The sequence below is a fragment of the Inquilinus ginsengisoli genome (assembly GCF_050434925.1).
Taxonomy (GTDB): Bacteria; Pseudomonadota; Alphaproteobacteria; order DSM-16000; family Inquilinaceae; genus Inquilinus; species Inquilinus ginsengisoli_B.
In genome coordinates, this window is the sequence record NZ_JBNDJK010000001.1 from 8,367,052 (window position 1) to 8,385,748 (window position 18,697).

19 protein-coding genes are annotated in these 18,697 nt (G+C 67.9%); 7 read left to right on the forward strand and 12 right to left on the reverse strand.

The window, feature by feature from the left end:
• The first annotated feature begins 4 nt into the window (after positions 1 to 4).
• From QFZ27_RS38975 to QFZ27_RS38995, 5 genes are all read left to right on the forward strand, one after another.
• Entirely contained in the window at positions 5 to 682 is a 678-nt protein-coding gene (locus QFZ27_RS38975) for an RraA family protein (RefSeq protein WP_429232319.1), read from the forward strand.
• Between the two features lie 10 nt (positions 683 to 692).
• Positions 693 to 2,366, forward strand: a complete 1,674-nt coding sequence (gene ggt, locus QFZ27_RS38980; RefSeq protein WP_429232320.1) for a gamma-glutamyltransferase — start codon at positions 693 to 695, stop codon at positions 2,364 to 2,366.
• Positions 2,367 to 2,394: 28 nt separating this feature from the next.
• Positions 2,395 to 3,363, forward strand: a complete 969-nt coding sequence (locus tag QFZ27_RS38985; RefSeq protein ID WP_429232321.1) for a 2-hydroxyacid dehydrogenase — start codon at positions 2,395 to 2,397, stop codon at positions 3,361 to 3,363.
• Positions 3,364 to 3,610: 247 nt separating this feature from the next.
• Positions 3,611 to 4,507, forward strand: a complete 897-nt coding sequence (locus tag QFZ27_RS38990) for a cation diffusion facilitator family transporter (RefSeq protein WP_429232533.1) — start codon at positions 3,611 to 3,613, stop codon at positions 4,505 to 4,507.
• Between the two features lie 178 nt (positions 4,508 to 4,685).
• Positions 4,686 to 5,975, forward strand: a complete 1,290-nt coding sequence (locus QFZ27_RS38995) for an NRAMP family divalent metal transporter (protein ID WP_429232322.1) — start codon at positions 4,686 to 4,688, stop codon at positions 5,973 to 5,975.
• A 120-nt stretch (positions 5,976 to 6,095) separates the two neighbouring features.
• Here the strand turns inward: QFZ27_RS38995 and QFZ27_RS39000 are convergent, their stop codons facing one another.
• The 4 genes from QFZ27_RS39000 to QFZ27_RS39015 form a co-directional block, all read right to left on the reverse strand.
• Complete coding sequence (locus tag QFZ27_RS39000; protein WP_429232323.1) at positions 6,096 to 6,590, reverse strand: YciE/YciF ferroxidase family protein; 495 nt, start codon at positions 6,588 to 6,590, stop codon at positions 6,096 to 6,098.
• 203 nt (positions 6,591 to 6,793) lie between these two features.
• The gene (locus QFZ27_RS39005; protein ID WP_429232324.1) at positions 6,794 to 7,159 is read right to left on the reverse strand and encodes a response regulator; all 366 of its coding nucleotides are present in this window, start codon (positions 7,157 to 7,159) and stop codon (positions 6,794 to 6,796) included.
• An 8-nt stretch (positions 7,160 to 7,167) separates the two neighbouring features.
• The gene (locus tag QFZ27_RS39010; RefSeq protein WP_429232325.1) at positions 7,168 to 7,419 is read right to left on the reverse strand and encodes a hypothetical protein; all 252 of its coding nucleotides are present in this window, start codon (positions 7,417 to 7,419) and stop codon (positions 7,168 to 7,170) included.
• Between the two features lie 387 nt (positions 7,420 to 7,806).
• Complete coding sequence (locus QFZ27_RS39015; protein ID WP_429232326.1) at positions 7,807 to 8,310, reverse strand: sigma-70 family RNA polymerase sigma factor; 504 nt, start codon at positions 8,308 to 8,310, stop codon at positions 7,807 to 7,809.
• A gap of 276 nt (positions 8,311 to 8,586) precedes the next feature.
• Here QFZ27_RS39015 and QFZ27_RS39020 point away from each other — a divergent pair, with 276 nt between their 5' ends.
• On the forward strand, positions 8,587 to 8,832 hold the full coding sequence (locus QFZ27_RS39020) for a hypothetical protein (protein ID WP_429225456.1): 246 nt from the start codon (positions 8,587 to 8,589) through the stop codon (positions 8,830 to 8,832).
• 59 nt (positions 8,833 to 8,891) lie between these two features.
• On the opposite strand, the gene QFZ27_RS39025 is transcribed toward QFZ27_RS39020, so the two are convergent.
• Positions 8,892 to 10,061, reverse strand: coding sequence for an ISAs1 family transposase (locus tag QFZ27_RS39025; protein ID WP_429227829.1), 1,170 nt, complete (start codon positions 10,059 to 10,061; stop codon positions 8,892 to 8,894).
• A 191-nt stretch (positions 10,062 to 10,252) separates the two neighbouring features.
• Between QFZ27_RS39025 and QFZ27_RS39030 the strand changes: the two genes are divergently transcribed.
• Positions 10,253 to 11,677: a PAS domain S-box protein gene (locus QFZ27_RS39030; RefSeq protein ID WP_429232327.1), complete on the forward strand. Its 1,425-nt coding sequence runs from the start codon at positions 10,253 to 10,255 to the stop codon at positions 11,675 to 11,677.
• A 111-nt stretch (positions 11,678 to 11,788) separates the two neighbouring features.
• Here the strand turns inward: QFZ27_RS39030 and QFZ27_RS39035 are convergent, their stop codons facing one another.
• The 7 genes from QFZ27_RS39035 to QFZ27_RS39065 all read right to left on the reverse strand — a co-directional run bounded on the left by QFZ27_RS39035 (position 11,789) and on the right by QFZ27_RS39065 (position 18,680).
• On the reverse strand, positions 11,789 to 12,631 hold the full coding sequence (locus QFZ27_RS39035) for an oxidoreductase (protein WP_429232328.1): 843 nt from the start codon (positions 12,629 to 12,631) through the stop codon (positions 11,789 to 11,791).
• Positions 12,632 to 12,678: 47 nt separating this feature from the next.
• Positions 12,679 to 13,338, reverse strand: coding sequence for a hypothetical protein (locus tag QFZ27_RS39040; RefSeq protein WP_429232329.1), 660 nt, complete (start codon positions 13,336 to 13,338; stop codon positions 12,679 to 12,681).
• Positions 13,335 to 15,479 (reverse strand): xanthine dehydrogenase family protein molybdopterin-binding subunit, encoded by a 2,145-nt coding sequence (locus QFZ27_RS39045; protein ID WP_429232330.1) that lies wholly within the window; start codon positions 15,477 to 15,479, stop codon positions 13,335 to 13,337. Before QFZ27_RS39045 ends, QFZ27_RS39040 begins: the two co-directional genes overlap by 4 nt.
• Positions 15,479 to 15,955: a (2Fe-2S)-binding protein gene (locus tag QFZ27_RS39050; RefSeq protein ID WP_429232331.1), complete on the reverse strand. Its 477-nt coding sequence runs from the start codon at positions 15,953 to 15,955 to the stop codon at positions 15,479 to 15,481. Before QFZ27_RS39050 ends, QFZ27_RS39045 begins: the two co-directional genes overlap by 1 nt.
• Positions 15,956 to 16,051: 96 nt before the next feature.
• A complete protein-coding gene (locus tag QFZ27_RS39055) occupies positions 16,052 to 16,705 on the reverse strand; it encodes a response regulator transcription factor (RefSeq protein ID WP_429232332.1) in 654 nt (217 codons plus the stop codon).
• Between the two features lie 723 nt (positions 16,706 to 17,428).
• The gene (locus tag QFZ27_RS39060) at positions 17,429 to 17,953 is read right to left on the reverse strand and encodes a hypothetical protein (RefSeq protein ID WP_429232333.1); all 525 of its coding nucleotides are present in this window, start codon (positions 17,951 to 17,953) and stop codon (positions 17,429 to 17,431) included.
• 76 nt (positions 17,954 to 18,029) lie between these two features.
• Entirely contained in the window at positions 18,030 to 18,680 is a 651-nt protein-coding gene (locus tag QFZ27_RS39065; RefSeq protein ID WP_429232334.1) for a cysteine hydrolase family protein, read from the reverse strand.
• Between the last annotated feature and the right edge of the window lie 17 nt (positions 18,681 to 18,697).

The following is an 18,697-nucleotide window of genomic DNA, read 5'->3' on the forward strand; positions in this document are numbered from 1 at the left end:
CCACATGCCCGATTACCGCATTGCCCCCATGCCGCCGCAGATCCCCGCCGCCCTGGTGGAGAAGCTGCGCCGCGTCGAGACCGCGACCATCGGCCATTCCCAGCATTGGGGCTTCATGGACCGGGGCATCCAGCCGCTGCTGCGCGGCAAGCGCATCGCCGGCGCCGCCGTCACCCTGGCCATCCCGGGCCAGGATTCGACCCTGCTGCACCACACGCTGGGCCTGCTGCGGCCGGGCGACATCCTGGTGGTCGACCGGCTGGGCGACGACAAGCACGCCTGCTGGGGCGGCGGCGTCACCATCGCGGCCAAGGCGGCCGGCGCCGTCGGCGGCATCGTCGACGGACCCTGCACCGATCTGGCCGAGATCGAGGATTCGGACTTCCCGATGTGGTGCCGCGGCATGTCGCCGATCACCACCCGGCTGTACAATCTGGGGGGCACGCTGAACCTGCCGATCTCCTGCGGCAATGTCCCGGTGCGGGCCGGCGACGTGATCCTGGCCGACGAATCCGGCGTGCTGGTGCTGCCGGCGGACCAGGCCGAGGCGATCGCCGATGCCGCGCTGGTGCGGCAGGAGCGCGGCGAGCGCAGCCAGGAACGGGTCAAGGCCGGCGAAAAGCTGGGCGACATCTCCGGCGCCAGCCGTATGGTTCTCGAAGCCCTGAACCAGACCAGCTGAGGCCAGAATCGTGACGGACTCCCGCGCCCCGCGCGTCACCGACTTCACCTGTGAGAAGCGGCCGGCCACCGGCTCGCGCGGCATGGTCGTCACCAACCATCCGCTGGCCTCCGCCGCGGGGTCGGAGATGCTGCTGGCCGGCGGCAATGCCGTCGACGCGGCGGTGGCCGCCCTGTTCACGCTGACCGTGGTCGAGCCGATGATGGTCGGCGTGCTGGGCGGCGGCGTCGCCCATATCCGGCTGGCCGATGGCCGCCACCTGGTGCTGGACGGGCTGTCGACCGCGCCGGGCCGCGGCAGCGCCACGATGTATGAGCCACTGTCGGACGAGATCGGCAAGGCCCGGCTGGTCCGCGACCGTGAGAACGAGGTCGGCCCCAAGGCCGTGGCCGTCCCCGGCGCGCTGGCCGGCTGGTGCGAGGCGCTGGCGCGCTTCGGCACGCTGCCGCTGGCCGATGTGCTGGCGCCCGCCATCCGCCTCGCCGAGCGCGGCTTCGTCGCCAGCCCGTACCTGTCCGACTGCATCACCGATTGCGCCGCCGACCTGGCCCGCGACCCCGGCCTGTCGGCCCTGTTCCTGCCCGGCGGCCGGCCGCTGCGGCCGGGCGATCGGCTGGTGCAGGGCGACTATGCCGCCAGCCTGCGCCTGATCGCCGAGCGCGGGCCCGCCGCGCTGTATGACGGGCCGCTTGGCGCCGCGCTGACCGATTTCATGGCATCCAATGACGGGCTGATCAACCAGGCCGACCTCGCCGGCTTCCGGGTGATCGAACGCGCGCCGGTGCGCGGCACCTATCGCGGCTTCGAGATCCTGGGCCCGCCGCCGCCCTCGTCCTCCGGCGTGCATATTGTGCAGATGCTGAACATCCTGGAGGGCTATGACATCGGCGGGCTGGGCTTCGGCTCGGCCGATGCCGTGCACCTGCTGGCCGAGGCGCTGAAGATCGCCTTCGCCGACCGCGCCGTCGCCACCGCCGATCCCGCCTTCGTCGATGTGCCGGTCGACCGCCTGATCGCCAAGGCCTATGCCGAGGAGCGGCGCGCCGGCATCGACCTGCGGCGGACGAAAGCCTGGACCGCCGGCCTGGCGGGCGGGGAATCGGCCAACACCACCCATGTCACGGTGGCCGACGCCGCCGGCAACGTCGTCGCCACCACCCAGACCATCAACGGCCTGTTCGGCGCCTGCACCCAGATCCCCGGCACCGGCATGCTGACCAACAACTACATGTACAATTTCGACCCGCATCCCGGCCGCGCCTTGTCGATCGCGCCGGGCAAGCGGGTGTTCACCTCGATGGCGCCGATGATGGTGCTGCGCAACGACAAGCTGGCCTTCGCCCTGGGTCTGCCGGGCGGCCTGCGCATCTTCCCGTCGGCGCTGCAGGCCATCGTCAACCTGATCGACCACGGCATGACCCTGCAGGAGGCGGTCGAGGCCCCGCGGGTGTGGACCGAGGGCGGCATGCTGGAGCTGGAGCTGGCCTTCCCCGAATCCGTCGCCGAGGACCTGGCCGCCCGCGGCCACAGCATCACCCGCATGCCGCGCATCGCCGGCGGCATGAACGCGATCGCCTTCGCCCCCGACGGCACCCTGACCGGCGCCGCCTGCTGGCGCGCCGACGGCACGCCCGTCGCCATCTCCGGCGGCCTCGCGCGCGCCGGCGTCCGCTTCACGATCTGACCTGTAGCCCGACTGGAGTTAGCCTGCCGTGACCGAAACCGTCGTCGTCCTGGACCCGATCAGCGAGGACAGCGTCACCCGCCTCCGCGCCCTGCTGCCGCCCGGCCTGGTTCTCACCCATGGCACCGCCCGCGGCGACGATCACCTGAAGGAGATCATCGCCGGCGCCGAATACGCCATCGCCGGCCAGGTCGGCGTCAGCGGCGAGGTGCTGCGCGCCGCGCCCCGGCTGAAGCTGCTGCACAAATGGGGCGTCGGGGTCGACAACCTCGACCTCGACACGGCGCGCGCGCTCGGCATCCGGGTCGCCCGCACCACCGGCAGCAACGCGGTGCCGGTGGCGGAGTTCACCCTGGGCCTGACGCTGGCGGCGCTGCGCTGCATCGCCTTCGGCCATGCCGAGCTGAAGAAGGGCCATTGGCGCACCGCGACCGCGATGCCGATGCAGACCTTCATGCTGACCGGCAAGACCGTCGGCATCATCGGCTTCGGCGCCATCGGCCAGGCCTTCGCCCGGCTGCTGAAGGGCTTCGGCTGCACCATCCTGTATTCCAAGCGCACGCCCCTGCCCGCCGCCGAGGAGGCCGCGCTGGGCGCCCGCTTCGCCACGCTGCCGGAGATCCTGGCCCAGGCCGACATCATCACCCTGAACTGCCCGCTGACTCCGGAGACGAAGAACCTGATCGACAAGGCCGCGCTGGCGGCGATGAAGCCGACCGCCGTGCTGGTCAATGCCGCGCGCGGCGGCGTGGTGGTGGAGAGCGACCTGGTCGACGCCCTGCGGGCGCGCACGATCCATGCCGCCGCCATGGACGTCTACGAGATCGAGCCGCTGCCTTCGGACAGCCCGCTGCTGACCCTGGACAACCTGGTGGTGACGCCGCATCTGGCGGCGATCGCGGCCGACAATTTCGACAAGACCGTCAACCAGATGTTCGGCAACATCGCTTGCGTCGCGCGGGGCGAGCCGGTGCCGGAGCGCGACCTGGTGGTGTGATCGGACGGGGGCGGGAACCGGCGGAGTCGGAGGTGCCATAGAGCGGAATGGACTGAGCTCGGGCTCGCGCCGCGAGACCAGCGGAACCGCTGCGAATACCGTGTCGTTTCTCTCATCATGTGCGAACCCGCAACCGCCGACCCGCACCGGCTCCGTGCCGGACATCATGGCGCGTGAGCCGCGACGACGATCGCGAGTTTCGCGCGGTCATCCAGCACCGGTTCCGTCAGGCGGGTCGCGGCGACCGATCTACGCGGCGCTTGCCGGAAACATGGCGATTGCCCTGACCAAATCCGCCGCCGCGGCATGGACAGGCAGCGCGGCCATGCTCAGCGAGGCGATCCACTCCACCGTCGACAGCGGCAACCAGGGTCTCCTCTTGCTGGGTCTCAGCCGGGCGGCGCGCCCGGCAGATGCTCGTCACCCTTTCGGGCACGGCATGGAGTATTATTTCTGGGCGTTCGTCGTCGCCCTGATGATCTTCATGCTCGGCGGCGCAGTCTCGATCTACCAGGGCGTGGCCAAGGTCATGGCGCCCGAACCGCTCAGCCGGGTCTGGGTGAACTTCGTCGTCCTCGGTGCCGCGGTGGTCTTCGAGGGAGGGTCGCTGATCATGGCCTGGCGGGAATTTCACCGCGCCCACCATGATGTCGCCTTCTGGAACGCCATTCGCGGCAGCAAGGACCCCGGCATCTTCGCGGTCCTGCTGGAAGATGCCGCGGCCCTTGCCGGCTTGTTCATCGCCCTGCTGGGCCTCGCCCTTGCCTTGTGGTTCGACGCTCCGGTCTTCGACGGGATCGCCTCGATCGGTGTCGGATGCCTGCTCATCGGCGCTGCGGCGATGCTCGGCAATGAGACGCGCAGCCTCCTGGTCGGCGAAAGCGCTTCGGCCGCGGTGATCGCCGGCGCGCGGGAGACGATCGCCAAGGATCCCAGGGTGGCCCGGGTGGTCGAGTTGCTGACGATGCACCTTGGACCGGCTGAGATCCTGCTCGCGATGACGCTGGATTTCCGTGACGGCCTGCCGCGCGAGGATGTCCAGGCGGCCGTCGACGATCTGACGGAGCAATTGCGCCGGGAGCATCCGGAGATCACGCGCATCTTCCTGCGACCCAGCCCGCCCACGGCACCTGCCGGAAACTGAGTTGCGCGCCGGGAGATCCGAACCCTGCCGCCATGCCGTCCTTGTCAGAAGCGGAACCGAAGCGGCATCCCGGCCATTGCTTCAAAGTCCCGCTTGGAAGGACGCCACACGTTCGGTGATGCCGGCGCTTCGGCGGGACGAGCAGTTCGACCAGGATCTGGAGTAGGCCGCCGATCCAATGTCCAGCACGGTCAATCCGCTCTCCGCTTCGCCCAAGCCTCGCGGCTGGCTGTCGAAGCTCGGCCCGGGCCTGATCACCGGCGCCTCGGACGACGACCCCAGCGGCATCGCCACCTATTCGCAAGCGGGTGCCCAGTTCGGCTATTCCCTGGGCTGGACCTTGCTGCTCAGCTTTCCGTTGATGGTGGTGATCCAGGAGGCTTGCGCCCGTCTCGGGCGGATCACCGGCAAGGGCCTGGCGACCAACATCGCTGAGAGCTTCCCCCGACCGGTCGGCTACACGATCGCGGCGCTGCTGCTGGTGGCCAACGTCATCAATCTCGCCGCCGATCTCGGGGCCATGGCAGCGGCGCTGCAACTGCTCGTGGCCGGACCTCACGAGATCTATGTCGTCGGCTTCGCCATCGCCTGTGGCGGCCTCATCACCTTCGTCCCGTACGAGCGCTATTCCAGCTACCTGAAGTGGCTCTGCCTGTCGGTGTTCGCCTATGCCGGCACCCTCTTCGCCGTGCATGTGCCGTGGGGCGAGGTGGCGGTCGAACTGGTCTGGCCCCGCCTCCAGGCACACACGGATTACATCACCGCGGCCGTCGCCATCTTCGGCACGACGATCAGCCCCTATCTCTTCTTCTGGCAGGCATCACAGGAAGCCGAGCGGGAGCGGGAAGACCCGAAGATGAAGCCGCTGGTTGAGGCGCCGCGCCAAGCCGCACCCGAGTTCCGCCGCATCGGCCTGGACACCTGGCTCGGGATGGGCCTGTCGAACGTCATCGGCCTGTTCATCGTCATCACCACCGCCGCGACGCTGCATGCGTCGGGCAAGCTCGACATCCAGACCTCGGCCGACGCCGCCTCGGCGCTGCGGCCGATCGCCGGGGATTTCGCTTTCGCAATCTTCGCGGCCGGCATCATCGGCACCGGGATGCTGGGCGTGCCGGTACTCGCCGGTGCCGCGGCCTTCGGGGTCTGCGGAACGCTGAACCGCCCAGCCGGGCTGGCGTGCAAGCCGGCCGAGGCGAGGACCTTCTACGGCGTAATCGCCGCCGCCATGATCGTCGGCATCGGCCTCAACACCGTCAGCATCGATCCGATCAAGGCGCTGTTCTGGAGCGCGGTCATCAATGGCTTGGTCGCGGTGCCGATCATGACGCTGATCATGATCCTGAGCCGGCGCCGCGCCGTCGTCGGGGAGTTCCGGCTGCCGCAAGGCCTCGCGGTCCTGGGCTGGATCGCCACGGGCTTCATGGCGCTGATCGCGGCCGCCATGGTCTGGACCTGGTTGGCCTGATACGGGGCATCGGAATCCGGCTCGAATTATGCTTCACCGTGCGAGATCGCCCGCGACGAGCGAGACGCGCCCGGCAACGGATCGGTCGCCGGACGGATCACCGCTCGCCGCAGCGCCGGATCAGGCCGCCTTCTGGTTGAGGCTGCTTTCCGCGAGCCTCGACAGCAGCTGGTCGGTCTTCTTCTCCTCCTGCAGCGTCTGCTCGAGCAGACGCACGGCCTCCGGCATGTTGAGCTTGGCGGCCCAGGCCTTCAGCGTGCCGTAGCGGGAGATCTCGTAGTGCTCGACGGCCTGGGCGCCCGAGAGCAGCCCGGCATCGAGCGCGGAGGTGTTCTTGAACTCCTCCATGATCTCCTTGCCTTCGTCGATGATGCCGATGATGGCGTCGCAGGTCTTGCCCTGCGCCCGCTTGCCGAGCAGCTCGAACACCTTCTCGAGGCGGTCGACCTGGCCTTCGGTCTCGTCGCGATGCGTCTCGAAGGCGGCCTTGAGCTCGGCGGATTGGGCGGCCTTCGCCATCTTGGGCAGGGCCTTCAGGATCTGCTTCTCGGCGTAATAGATGTCCTTGAGCGTGTCGAGGAACAGGTCGTCGAGTGTCTTTTCAGTCGTCGCCATGGGTTACCCCCTATCGATTGCCGCCTGACGGCCGGAGCGATCGAGCGCGCCGCGCCGCAGACGACAAGTCAATAGGCGTCGTCTCCTCTTCGTTCCTCGAATGACTTCTTTCCAGACGGCGAAACGATGCGAAACGGTCAGATGTGAACGGCAAATATAACAAATTATAATCTGTCGTTACTTCATCGGAGCTTAACCACAATCTAACGGCCGATAATTGCGTGCAGCGTCTCGATCATCTCATCTGCTCGGATCGGCTTGGCGAGCACGACATGCTCACGCAGGTCGGCAGGAATTTCCAGGCGCGCATGGCCGCTGGCGAAGACGAAGGGAATTCCCCGGCGTTGCAGCTCCCGGGCGAGCTCGAAACTGTCTTCGCCCTTCAATCGTATATCGAGCACGGCAGCGCCGATCTTCTCCCGATCGATCACGGAGAATGCCGTGGCGATCGATGGCACGGGCGGCACGACCTCGAAGCCCGCCGTGGTCAAGGCGCTTGCGATCTGCTCTGCCAGAAGCCATTCGTCTTCGACGATCAGAAGCTTGGATTTCCAGTCCGGGCGGCCCATTTGCGCCTCTACTCGACCTCAAATCGCAGGGTTGCGATCAGCCCCTCATGGGCGAAGTTCAGTTCGGCCTTACCGCCGAGGGCGTGCTCGGCCTCGCGATCGTCCAGCTTTAGCCCGAAGCCGGGCGTCGCCGGCGCTGCCGGGACAGGTCCGCCGGTTTCCGTCCAGTCGAGCCGCCTCTCATTCTGATGCTGCGCCCAGGTCACGGTCACCTGCCCTTCGGCAACGGACAGCGCGCCGTATTTGCCGGCATTAGTCACGCACTCGCCGGGTAATGCCGGCCGCAGCGGGGCTGCACCATGCCGTGGAGGCCCGGGTGCTGGAGCGGTTCGCGCCCCCGCACGTCGTGGTCAAATCGCGATGGCGATGTGATCCACTATTCGGCCCGCACCGGCAAGTATCTCGAGGCCGCGGTCGGGGTCCCGAACCGGCAACTCGTCGCCATGGCGCGCCGCGGGCTGCGCCTGCCGGGCCGGAGCGGCCCGCCGAACCTTTGGTCCTGCAGGACCAACGGCCTCATCGGAAAGCCGGTTCCGGTCACCGTCCGGCCGTCGCGAAATTTCGTGATGCCTGTGCCTCGCCCGTATCTTCCAGCGGCCGACCTCGCCGGCGGCAGAGCCGAGAGACCGCTGAGGCCGGACGTGCGGTTACGATCCGATACCGGTCTCGTGCCGGAGATGGTCGCGGGCGCGGCCGAGGCGGGAGCGGACGGTGCCGATCGGGATGTGGAAGGCCTGCGCCGCCTCCTCATAGGAGTCGCCGTTGATCGCCACCGCCTCCACCAGCTCGCGGTGATGCTGCTGCAGGCCGTCGATGGCCTTGCCGAGACGGATGAGATCGACAACGTCGTCCTGGCTGGGCGGCTGCGGCCCGTCGAAATCCTCGGCCGGCACCGCAATCACCCGTCCGCGGCGCTCGAATTGCGACAGGAACACGCGCTTCATGACGACGCAGAGCCAGCCGGCGATGTTGGTCCCCGGCTGCCAGAGATGGAACTTGTTGTAGGCGCGCAGCAGCGTGTCCTGCAGCAAGTCCTCCGCGTCGGCGCGGTTGCGGGTCAGGGATCGCGCATAGCGCCGAAGCTCGCACAGCACCGGGGTGACGACGGCAGTGAATTCGGCGCAATCCGCGGCACGATCTTGGTCCGGCATCGGGATCTTTCCTTCAACACTGGGTGCCGCCCGTCGCCTCATCCAACGAAACGATTCGGAACGGCTATAAATTTGAGGAACACAAAACAAACCTCACGCCGATAACTTCGTTCCGTCTTTTAATTTACTATCAAATGATAATTAGTCGACCTGGATAACAAATGTTTAACCGCTCTTATCTGAATAGACGACTGCCGACCATGAACTCACCGGAACCGTCATCGAAGCTCCGGCATTCAGGAGGATGGGTCCCACCATCCGATGGATCGCAGCGCCATGACCGTCCTCCGCCTTCCCGATCGCCAGCGCCCCGAGCCCGAGCATGTCTCCTGCGACCAGTGGGGACGGCCGATGTTCCGCTTCATGATCGAATACCCGCACCTGGCGGCGCAGGCGGGCGGGGAGCGCGTCTGGACCGCGACGATCTGGGCCTATGATGAGGACGACGCGGAGGCGCGTCTCGACGCCATCCGCGGCTCCGGCCGTCTCGCCGGCCAGGTGTTCGAGACCGGCTCCTGGTGAGGCGACCGGTTCTCGTCCCGAAGGGAGCGCCGGGCGGCCTGCAGGGCTACGAATCCAAGTTACCGGTCTGGCATGGAGAGTAGCGAGCTGAGGTATTTTGGGGACCAGGCGGCGATTTTGCGGCGGAGTTTGAGAGATTTTTTATCGTGGGCGTTGCGTAGGAGGTTGAGAGCGAAGTGTCGGACGACGGCCATGTTCTGGGCACCGTGTCCCTTGCGGAGCCTGGACTGGTCTTCGCGGAAGGTGACGTCGAGGACCCAGTGCAGGCGGTTCTCGATGGCCCAGTGTCCGCGCACGGCCTCGGCGGCCTGGGTGGCGGAGAGGCTGGCGGAGGAGATGAAGTATCGGGTGTCCTGGCGGCAGCGGTCGGCCAGTTCGACCTTGGCGTGGACGCGGAGGATGCAGGCGACGCCGGGCAGGCGGAGCTCGCCGGGGAAGCGGCGTTCGCCGGAGAGCCAGTCGACCTCGCGGAGCACATCGACGCGGCGGTGCTCGATGCGGCCATGGGCTTTGTCGAGATCGATGTCGGTATCGAGGCTGTGAGGTTCGGCAGCGGCGAAGCCGGCTTCGATCTCGGCCCTGAGGGTCGGCTGGTTGGCTTTGACCGCCAGCAGATAGTCGGCGCCGACCTTTCGGATGGCCGTGGCGATGTCGGCATTGGTGGCGATGGCGTCGATCGAGACCAGGGCGCCTTTCAGCCCGTCCTCGGCGCCGAGCCGTTCGAGCAGGACGGGGATCGCGGCCAGCTCATTGGCCTTGTCGGGCACGGCCTCCTGGCCGAGCACCAGCCGGCGGGTGGTGGCGAAGGCCGAGACCAGATGCAGCGGCCCGGCGCCCGCCGCCCGGTCATGGCTGCGGCGCGAGGTCTTGCCGTCGATGGCGACCAACTCCGGCCGTTCCGGCCAGGTCTCGCGCACCCAGTCGCTGAAAGCGGCCGAGAACAGCGCCGGGTTGATCCGGTTCATCAGGATCGTCAGCCAGCGCTCGCCCGGCACCCCGTGCTCATACGGCAGATAGCGCCGCAGAAACGGCAGATGAGCCTCGCCCCACGACGCGATCCCCTCATAGTCGTCGCAGTCCGCCAGCGTCCCGCACACCACCAGCAGCAGGATCTCCGGCAACGGATGCAGAATCCGACGCACGTCCCGCGGATCCTCGATCGTCGAAAAATGCTCCAACAACGCCCGCAGCCGCGACTTCGGCCACGCACTCCCCTGCTCTTCGCTCATCTCGGCGGCTCCGAATCATCCGCCTCCAGCGATTCACCCTTTCTCCCCCCTGTCACCTGTAACTTGAGTTCGCTGCCCTGGGGCGGCCTGCCGCCTCGTTGCCTTTCGCAGCCCCAGCCTCTACGGTTCTCGTTACCGCTGGTCGTGCCATCGTCGGCCGGATGACGGCGGCTTCGACAAGGGGACGCCGGATGGTTGGTCTGCCGAACGCAGCCGAGTTCCGGGTGTCGCGGTTCAAGCTCGGCCGGCTTGCGGATGAGCTGCAATGGCAGGCTCTGCTACGAAGCCTGCCGGTCGCCGTCTACATGACGGATGCCGAGGGCTGGATCACCTTCTTCAACGACGCGGCGGCACGGTTGTGGGGGACCGAACCGGAGATCGGAAAGGCAAGGTACAACGGCGCATTGAGGCTGTTCCGCCCGGATGGAACCCCGCTGCCGCATGACGAGGCGCCCCTGGCGCTGTCGCTGCGGGAGCGGCTGCCGGTCCTCGGGGTCGATACGATCGCCGAGCGTCCCGATGGAAGCCGGGTGCATTTCGTCCCCTACCCGACACCTCTGTTCAATGCCGCGGGCGCGCTGACCGGCGCGGTCAGCATCCTGATCGACGTCACCGAGCGGTACCGCGCGGAGCTGGCCGCGCAGCGTCTGGCGGCGATCGTGGAATCGTCGGACGACGCCATCCTGGCGAAGGACCTCGACGGCATCATCACGGCATGGAACGCCGGCGCGCAGACGCTGTTCGGCTATGCCGCGGAGGAGATGATCGGCAAGCCGATCACCATTCTGATCCCACTCGACCGGCATGAGGAGGAGCCGCGCATCCTGGCGCGGATCCGGTCGGGCGAGCGCATCGACCATTTCGAAACGGTCCGGCGCCGCAAGGATGGCAGCCTGGTCGAGGTCTCGCTGTCGGTGTCGCCGGTCAAGGATGCCGGTGGGCGTATCGTCGGCGCGTCAAAGATCGTGCGCAACATCACCGAGCAGCGTCGGGCCCAGGAACAGCAGGTCATGCTGCTGCGGGAGATGAGCCACCGGATAAAGAACCTGTTCGCGCTCACCGGGGCGGTGGTGACCCTCAGCGCCAGGTCCAGCGCATCGGTCGAGCAACTGACCGAGGCCGTCCAAAGCCGCCTCGGCGCCCTGGCCCGGGCGCATGACCTGACCCTGGCCGATATCGGGCGCGAGAAGGCCGCCACTGCCACCTCGCTGTATGGGCTGGTGCAGACCATCGTGTCGCCCTACGAGGAGGCTCCCGGCCGACGGGTGTCCATCTCGGGACCTGACCTTGCCGTCGAAGGCCATATCGTGACCGGGCTTGCGCTGGTGTTCCATGAATTCGCGACCAACGCGGCGAAATACGGCGCCCTGTCGATGCCGGACGGACGGGTCGAGATCACCATCGCAATCGAGGCGGACCAGCTTCGCCTCGATTGGCGGGAACGCGGCGGACCGCCGATCGCGGCATCGCCCGAAGCCGACGGCTTCGGAACCCGGCTGGCGGACGGCACGATCAAGGGCCAGTTGCAGGGCGACCTGACCCGGCGCTGGCTGCCCGAGGGGCTGGAGATCGGGATCACGGTTCCATTGGCCCAATTGACCGTCGCCCCGGGATGACGGGGCGATGCACGCCCAGTCGCGGTTTTGGACGACGACGAGCCGGGCCAGAAAAAGAACGGTGCGGCCTGGAGTGCAGGGACTGACCACCGACGGCCTGCCCGGCTGGCGTCAACCGGATCGGCTTGAGACGAAGTCGGTCGAGGCAGCCACGGACCGCCAATCTGCAAGGATCGCGGCGTCGGAGGCATGCTTGGCCTCGATGGCGGCGATGGTGTCGCTGCCCAGCGGCAGGCGGATCGGCGGGTTGGGCGCGTCGGCGAAAGCCACCAGCACGGCTGCGAGCTTGTCGGGGTCACCCGGCTGGTCGTGATTGAGGTCGGCCGCCCGGCTGCGCGTAGCGCCGGCCGTGCCGTCGTAGTCGCTGATCCGGGTGCTGCTCACCGTCAGTGAGGTCGAATCCAGGAAGTCGGTCCGGAAATAACCCGGCTCGACCACGGTGACATGGATTCCGAGCGGCGCCAGCTCGTGGTGGAGCGCCTCGGACAGGCCCTCCACCGCAAATTTGGCCGAGCAGTAGATTCCGAACCCCGGCGCGCTGCGATAACCGCCGATCGACGAGATATTGAGGATGCGTCCGGACCGCTGCGCCCGCATCTGCGGCAGCACCGCACGCGTGACCGCGAGCAGGCCGAAGACGTTGGTGCGGTACACCGCCTCGACCTCCTCGGCCGTCACCTCCTCGACCGCGCCGAGCAGGCCGAAGCCGGCATTGTTGAGCAGCACATCGATCCGGCCGAACCGTTCGACGGCCGTGGCCACGGCTGCTTGGGCCTGCGCTTCGTCGGTGACGTCGAGTGGCACGGCCAGCAGGTTCGGATGCTCGCCCAGCTCTTCGATCACGGCCGCTGTCTTGCGGGCCATGGCGACGACGGCGTCGCCCTGTGCCAACGCCAGCTGCGCGATCCGCAAGCCGAAGCCGCGCGACGCACCGGTGATGAACCAGGTCTTCACGATGGATCTCCATGCATCCGTGATGCGGGTCCGGCGGTCCCGCCGCATCACTCGGGCGGGCATTCGGCGCCCGTCTCGATCCAGGCGGCGATGAGGGCGCCGAACTCGGCCTGGGTGCCGGGGGCGGGCCGCCGCCCCTCTCCCGGATGCCACGCCCAGGCCACGAGATGATCCTCGGCCAGGTGCTGCCGGATCTGGGCCAGGCTGCGGCCGCCGTTGCGCCCGGGATCCTGGATCTGCCGGCAGATATAGCCGAGCGAATGGCCCTGCCAGCCCATGCTGTCCGGCGCGAGCGACCAGTGCGCATTGCCGGGGATGGACCGGATGCGGCTTCCCAGTACGGCCGTGTTTTCCGCGCGATGGCAGGTGCTGCAGGCCAGGCCGTCCACCCCGATACGGCTGGCACCCGCCTGCATGAACGGGATATGCGGATGCATATCGTCGCCCTGCGTGGGCCGGCCCGTGACCGGGTGGCAGTTCATGCAGCGCGGATCGGTGATGACCTTCGCCGCCTCGGTGAAAAGGGCACGGGAACGGTCGCCGGCATCCGCGATCGACTGGAACGCGGCGACGCCCTTCAGCTGCCGGGTCGAATCCTGGGGTGCGGAATCGGCGATGCCGGATCCGAGCCCGAGCGTGATGGCCGCGGCGGCGATCGAGGCCAAGGCCACCAGCCCGATCTGGCGTGAACGCTTCGGCATGGTCACGCCCTCCCCAGCTGGCGGGTGTAGATCGGCAGATCCCGCAGGCGCTTGCCGGTCGCGGCGAAGATCGCGTTCATCAAGGCCGGCGCGACCCCCGGCGTGCCGAGTTCGCCGACCCCGCCCGGCGGTTCGGTGCTCGGCACGATGTGGACTTCGATCGGCGGGCATTCATGGATGCGCAGCACCGGCGAGTCGTCGAAATTGCCCTCGACGACGGCGCCGTCGGCAATGCTCAGGCGGCCGTACAGCGCGGCGCTCAGCCCGTAGACGACGCCGCCCTCGACCTGCTGCCGCAGGATGTCGGGGTTGACGGCCTGGCCGCAATCGATGGCGCAGACCATGCGCTCGACCTTCAGGGCGCCGTCCTTGCCGACATGCACCTGCGCGACCAGGGCGGCGAAGCTGCCGAAATCCGCCGTCACGGCGACGCCGCGGCCGCGATCGGCGCCGAGCGGCGTGCCCCAGCCGGCCTGCTCCGCAGCGAGGTCCAGCACGCCCCGCAGCCGCGGCGCCTTACCCAGCAGCTGGCGGCGGTACTCCACCGGATCGCGGCCGGCCAGATGCGCCGCCTCATCGATGCCGCCCTCGACGGGCGGAGCGTTGCGGGTGGGGCCGACGCCGCGCCAATTGCCCGTCAGCATGCCCTCCGGCGCCTCGTGCCGGACATACTCCACCCGCTTGTTCGGGATGTCGTAGGGGCTCTCGGCACCGCCGGTGATGTCGAGGTCGATGCCGTCCTTGAACAGGATCGGCAGGAACCGCGCCATGATCGCAGGCCCGACCACGCGATGCCGCCAGGAGACCGGCATTCCGTCGGGGCCGAGCCTGATATCGAGGCGGCTCAGATTGAGATAGCGATAGGAATCATGGCGGATGTCCTCCTCGCGGCTCCAGACCACCTGCACCGGCCCGTCCACCTGCTGCGCCACCCGCGTCGCCATGACGATGCCATCATGGTCGAGACGTCGGCCGAACCCGCCGCCAAGCAGGTGGTTGTGGACGATCACCTTCTCGACCGGCAGGCCGGTGACCTGCGCCGCCGCCTGGCGGGCGCGGCCCGCCACCTGCGTGCCGACCCAGACCTCGCAGGAGCCCGACCGCACATCGACCGTGCAGTTCATCGGCTCCATGGCGGTATGGGCGAGAATGGGCATGCGGTAGACAGCTTCGATTCCGCGCACGCCGGCGGCCTCGGCGATAGTCCCGCTCTCATGCGCCACCAACGCCTCGCCGCTCGCCATGGCGGTGTCGATGCGGCGATCGAGCTCGGCCGTCGTCAGACCGCCATTCGCCCCCGGGTCCCAGGTGATGCGCAGCGCAGCGAGCCCTTTGCGCGCAGCCCCCGTATGGTCGGCCACGACGGCGACCGCATCGCTCAACCGGACGACCTGGCGCACGCCCTTGACCTGGAGCGCCTCGCCGTCATCCACCGCCTTCAGCGTTCCGCCGAAGGTCGGGCTGATGGCGAGGGCGGCGAATTTGACCCCGGCCGGATGGGCGTCGAGCCCGAACCGGGCCGTGCCGTTCACCTTGTTCGGAGTGTCGAGGCGCGGCGCCGCCTTGCCGATCAGCTTGAACTCCGACGCCGGCTTCAGATCGATCCGGTCCGGCACCGGCTCCCGCGCCGCCTTGTCGGCGAGCGCGCCATAGGCGATGCGGCGGCCGCTTTCGGGATGGATCACCTCGCCGGCCTCGGCCCGGCAGGCCGAGACGGGAACACCCCAGTCCCGGGCGGCGGCGGCGACCAGCATCATCCGGGCCGCGGCGCCGGCGCGGCGCATCGGCTCCCAGAAGCCGCGGATGGTGACCGAGCCGCCGGTGATCTGATCGCCGAGCATGGGGTGCGCGTAGCGCGAGGGGTCGGCGGGGGCCGGGATGGCCCGGATCTGGGCCAGCGGGACCTCCAACTCCTCGGCGATCAGCGTGGCGATGCCGCTGTAGACCCCCTGCCCCATTTCGGCGGAGGCGATCACCAGCTCGACCGGGCCGGCCGGCGGGATGCGGATGAACGGGTTCGGGGTGAACGTCCCGGCGGCCTCGGCGAAGCGCGGCCCGATGACGAAGCTGCCGCCCGCCAGGGCGGCGGAGATCAGGAAGGATCGGCGCGAGACCTGGCCGGACACGGTGGCGGCGAGGATGCCCATCAGCGGCTCTCCCCGGTCAGCGTCATGCCGGCGGCCCGCTTGATGGCCGCGCGGATGCGCGGATAGGTGCCGCAGCGGCAGATGTTGCCGGCCATCACGGCGTCGATGTCGTCGTCGGTCGGCTCGGGGTTGGCCACGAGCAGGGCCGTCGCCGACATGATCTGGCCGGACTGGCAGTAGCCGCACTGCACCACCTCTTCCGCGAGCCAGGCCTTCTGGATGCGGGAGCCCGCATCGGTCTCGCCGACCGCTTCGACGGTGGTGATCGCGAATGACGCGGCGTCCGCGACGGGGGTGACGCAGGACCGCACCGCCTGCCCGTCGAGATGGACCGTGCAGGCGCCGCACATGGCGATGCCGCAGCCGAACTTGGTCCCGGTCAGGCCGATGACGTCCCGCAGCACCCACAGCAGCGGAATGTCCCCGTCCACATCGACCGGATGGGTCTTGCCGTTCACATTCAAAGCATAGGTCATCGATGATCCCCTCCGATCAGGCGCTGTGCTGATGCCCGCCGGCTCCGTTGCCTGTGTGATCCGGAGCGTCAGGTCTCAAATCTCGCCGCCACCCGGTCACGCCGCCTGCCGCTCGCGCATCTCGGCCGGCAGCACCTCCCAGACGCGAACGACCTCGCCGACGGAGGTCAGCTGCATCTTGCGCATGGCGTTGCTGCGGTGGAGCTTGACGGTGACCTCGCTGATGCCGAGATCGAAGGCGATCTGCTTGTTCAGGCGCCCCAGTGCCACGGCGCACATCACCTGCCGCTCGCGCAGCGTCAGGGTCCTGTAGCGGTCGGCATGCAGCCGGGCGATCCGGGCCCTGGCGCGCTGCGCGGCATCGATCGCAACGCCCGCGACCACGGCATCGAGCAGCGTCTGGTCCCGCACCGGCTTGGTGAGGAAATCGACGGCGCCGGCCTTCATCGCCTGGACCGACATGGGGATGTCGCCGTGTCCGGTCAGGAAAATGATCGGCTTGGGGTTGCCGCTCTGGGCGAGATGTCGCTGCAGATCGAGGCCGCTGGCCCCAGGCATCCGCACGTCGAGGATCATGCAGCCGGGAGTATCCGACAGGTCGGCGTCGAGGAATTCGCGGGCCGACGCGAAGCAGACCGGCTGGAATCCTGCCGACAGGATCAGCTCCGACAGCCCCTCCCGAACGGATTCCTGATCGTCGACGATGATGACGAGCGCTTGGTCCGCTGCACTCCTTCGCAGTGAGGGCAACGGTGCCGACCTCCCTGGGAGCGGCTGGTCAAGTTGCATGATCACCCTCCATCTCTCGGTTGCGTAGAGCGCCGCCGAAGGCCGCAAGCAGGACCCTTGTCGCGGGCTGGCGCGTCGGATCTGTTTCGTGCAGAGGCCGGGCGTGCGCGGTTCGACGCTGAGAGGGCTGGCAGCTTCCGGGCTGCGAAATGGCCGCCTCTGTCGAGTTGGTTCTCGAAAATCAACTTCAGATACGTGCTCGACCAGCTTGTCTGCTGCCTGGACTTTGACGCTGATCCACAGGCCCCAGCCAGTTAGAACTCGTTAAGCGAGGTTAATCGGCATGGTCAAAGCGTCCGTCTCGCTCAAATGCGCCGTTGGCGGCGCGAGGATCAGCTCGTCGGAAGCGGCTCCCACCCGGCGATAGGCAGCAGAGCACCAATACTTTCATATTATTTAGGAGTGGCGAGGGATCGACTACTCTCAGCTTCGCCGTGGTTCCTCCCCCGAACGCGGCACGTGGCAAGCCTTCATTCCCCCCATGAAGCGGCCACAACCTCGAGGCGCTGTCATACCCCAGCAGCGCTGGCGGCCCGGCCACACGAGTTGAAGCCTCGCCTGCGGCCGGGCCGCATTTCTTTTGGGCTTCGTCGAGCCGCTCGCCGCGGCTCGTGAGCCGGAGCAAAACGGCCCGGGGCTCGCTGGAGCCCCGGGCCTCCACGGTATTCTGGCGCCGCCGTAACGCTAGCTGTTGAGCGCGGCGCGCTCGATGCTGGCGGCGAAGAGCGGCGTTTCCGACTTGTTGTGATAGATCGACATCGGCTGGCGCTGGGCTTTGAAGACGTCGAAGGGGATGCCCTGCCGGCCGAGGAACTCCATGAACTCCGGCGTCGCGCGAGACCGGACCCGGTTGGTGAACTCGCATCTTTCCCTGTCGATCGCCTTCACGCTCAGCTCCCAGCGGACGTGGATGGTCGTCCGGCCGGTCGGGGTGAAGACGTCGGAAACCGATTCCAGGATCAAATGGTCTTTCTCGCCGAGCGTCTCGACATAGTGCTGGACCATCAGGCTTCCGCCGATGATCTCGACATTGATCGACATGCGCTTGCCATCCGGCGCCGTGGTGAATCCTGCCGCAATGTGCGCCGGTGAACAGCCCTGGTAATCCTTCTCGGCGAGAGTGAAGCACCATTTGGGAATGTCGATCTTCTCGATCGGCGCATTGATGATCGCGGTGAAGCTGGAATCAACGATCTCGTTGTCGTCCATGTCCTGTCTCCGTTTCGATGGGTGTCGGGCGCGGTTGCGGTCCCGCCGCGGGGCGGCGCGCGTGCCGGACGAGCGATCAGGCGGTCTTTGCGAGTGGTTCGGTCGCGCCGGACAAGGCTGCGATCACCTCCGCCGCCGTCAGGATGGCGTGGGCGAAGGTCGGCCCGTTCAGCTCATGCGCGGCATGCATCATGTCGTGGGAGAAGGCGGCGGTCGCGTCGCGCACCAGGGTCACGTGATAGCCGAGCTCCATGGCGAAGCGGCCGGTGGATTCGATGCAGGTGTTGGCCAGGAGCCCGACCAGGATCACATGGGTGATCCCCTTCTGCTTCAGCCGGAAATCCAGGTCGGTGTTGGCGAAGCCGCTCTGGCCCCAATGCTCCTTGACGACGATGTCGCCTGGCTGCGGTGCGAAATCCGGATGCCAGTCACCGCCCCATTCGCCGCGGGCGAAGCTGTGGCGGTGCATGATCGCCCGCTGAGTCGGATTGGGGTGGTCCCAGTCCTCATAGTCGCCCGGCTCCCACCGCCGGTGCGGCACGATCACCACCTGGATCCCCGCAGCGCGGACCGCGCCGCTCACCCGGCGCAGATTGTCGAGCAGCCCGTTCTCGTCCGCGACCTCCTTGACGCGCGGATAGATCTTCCCGCCCTCCGACAGGAAGTCGTTGTACGGGTCGACGAAGAGGAGCGCTGTCCTCTCACACGAATAGGCGATGTCAGGCATGGGTCACCTCCTGGGCC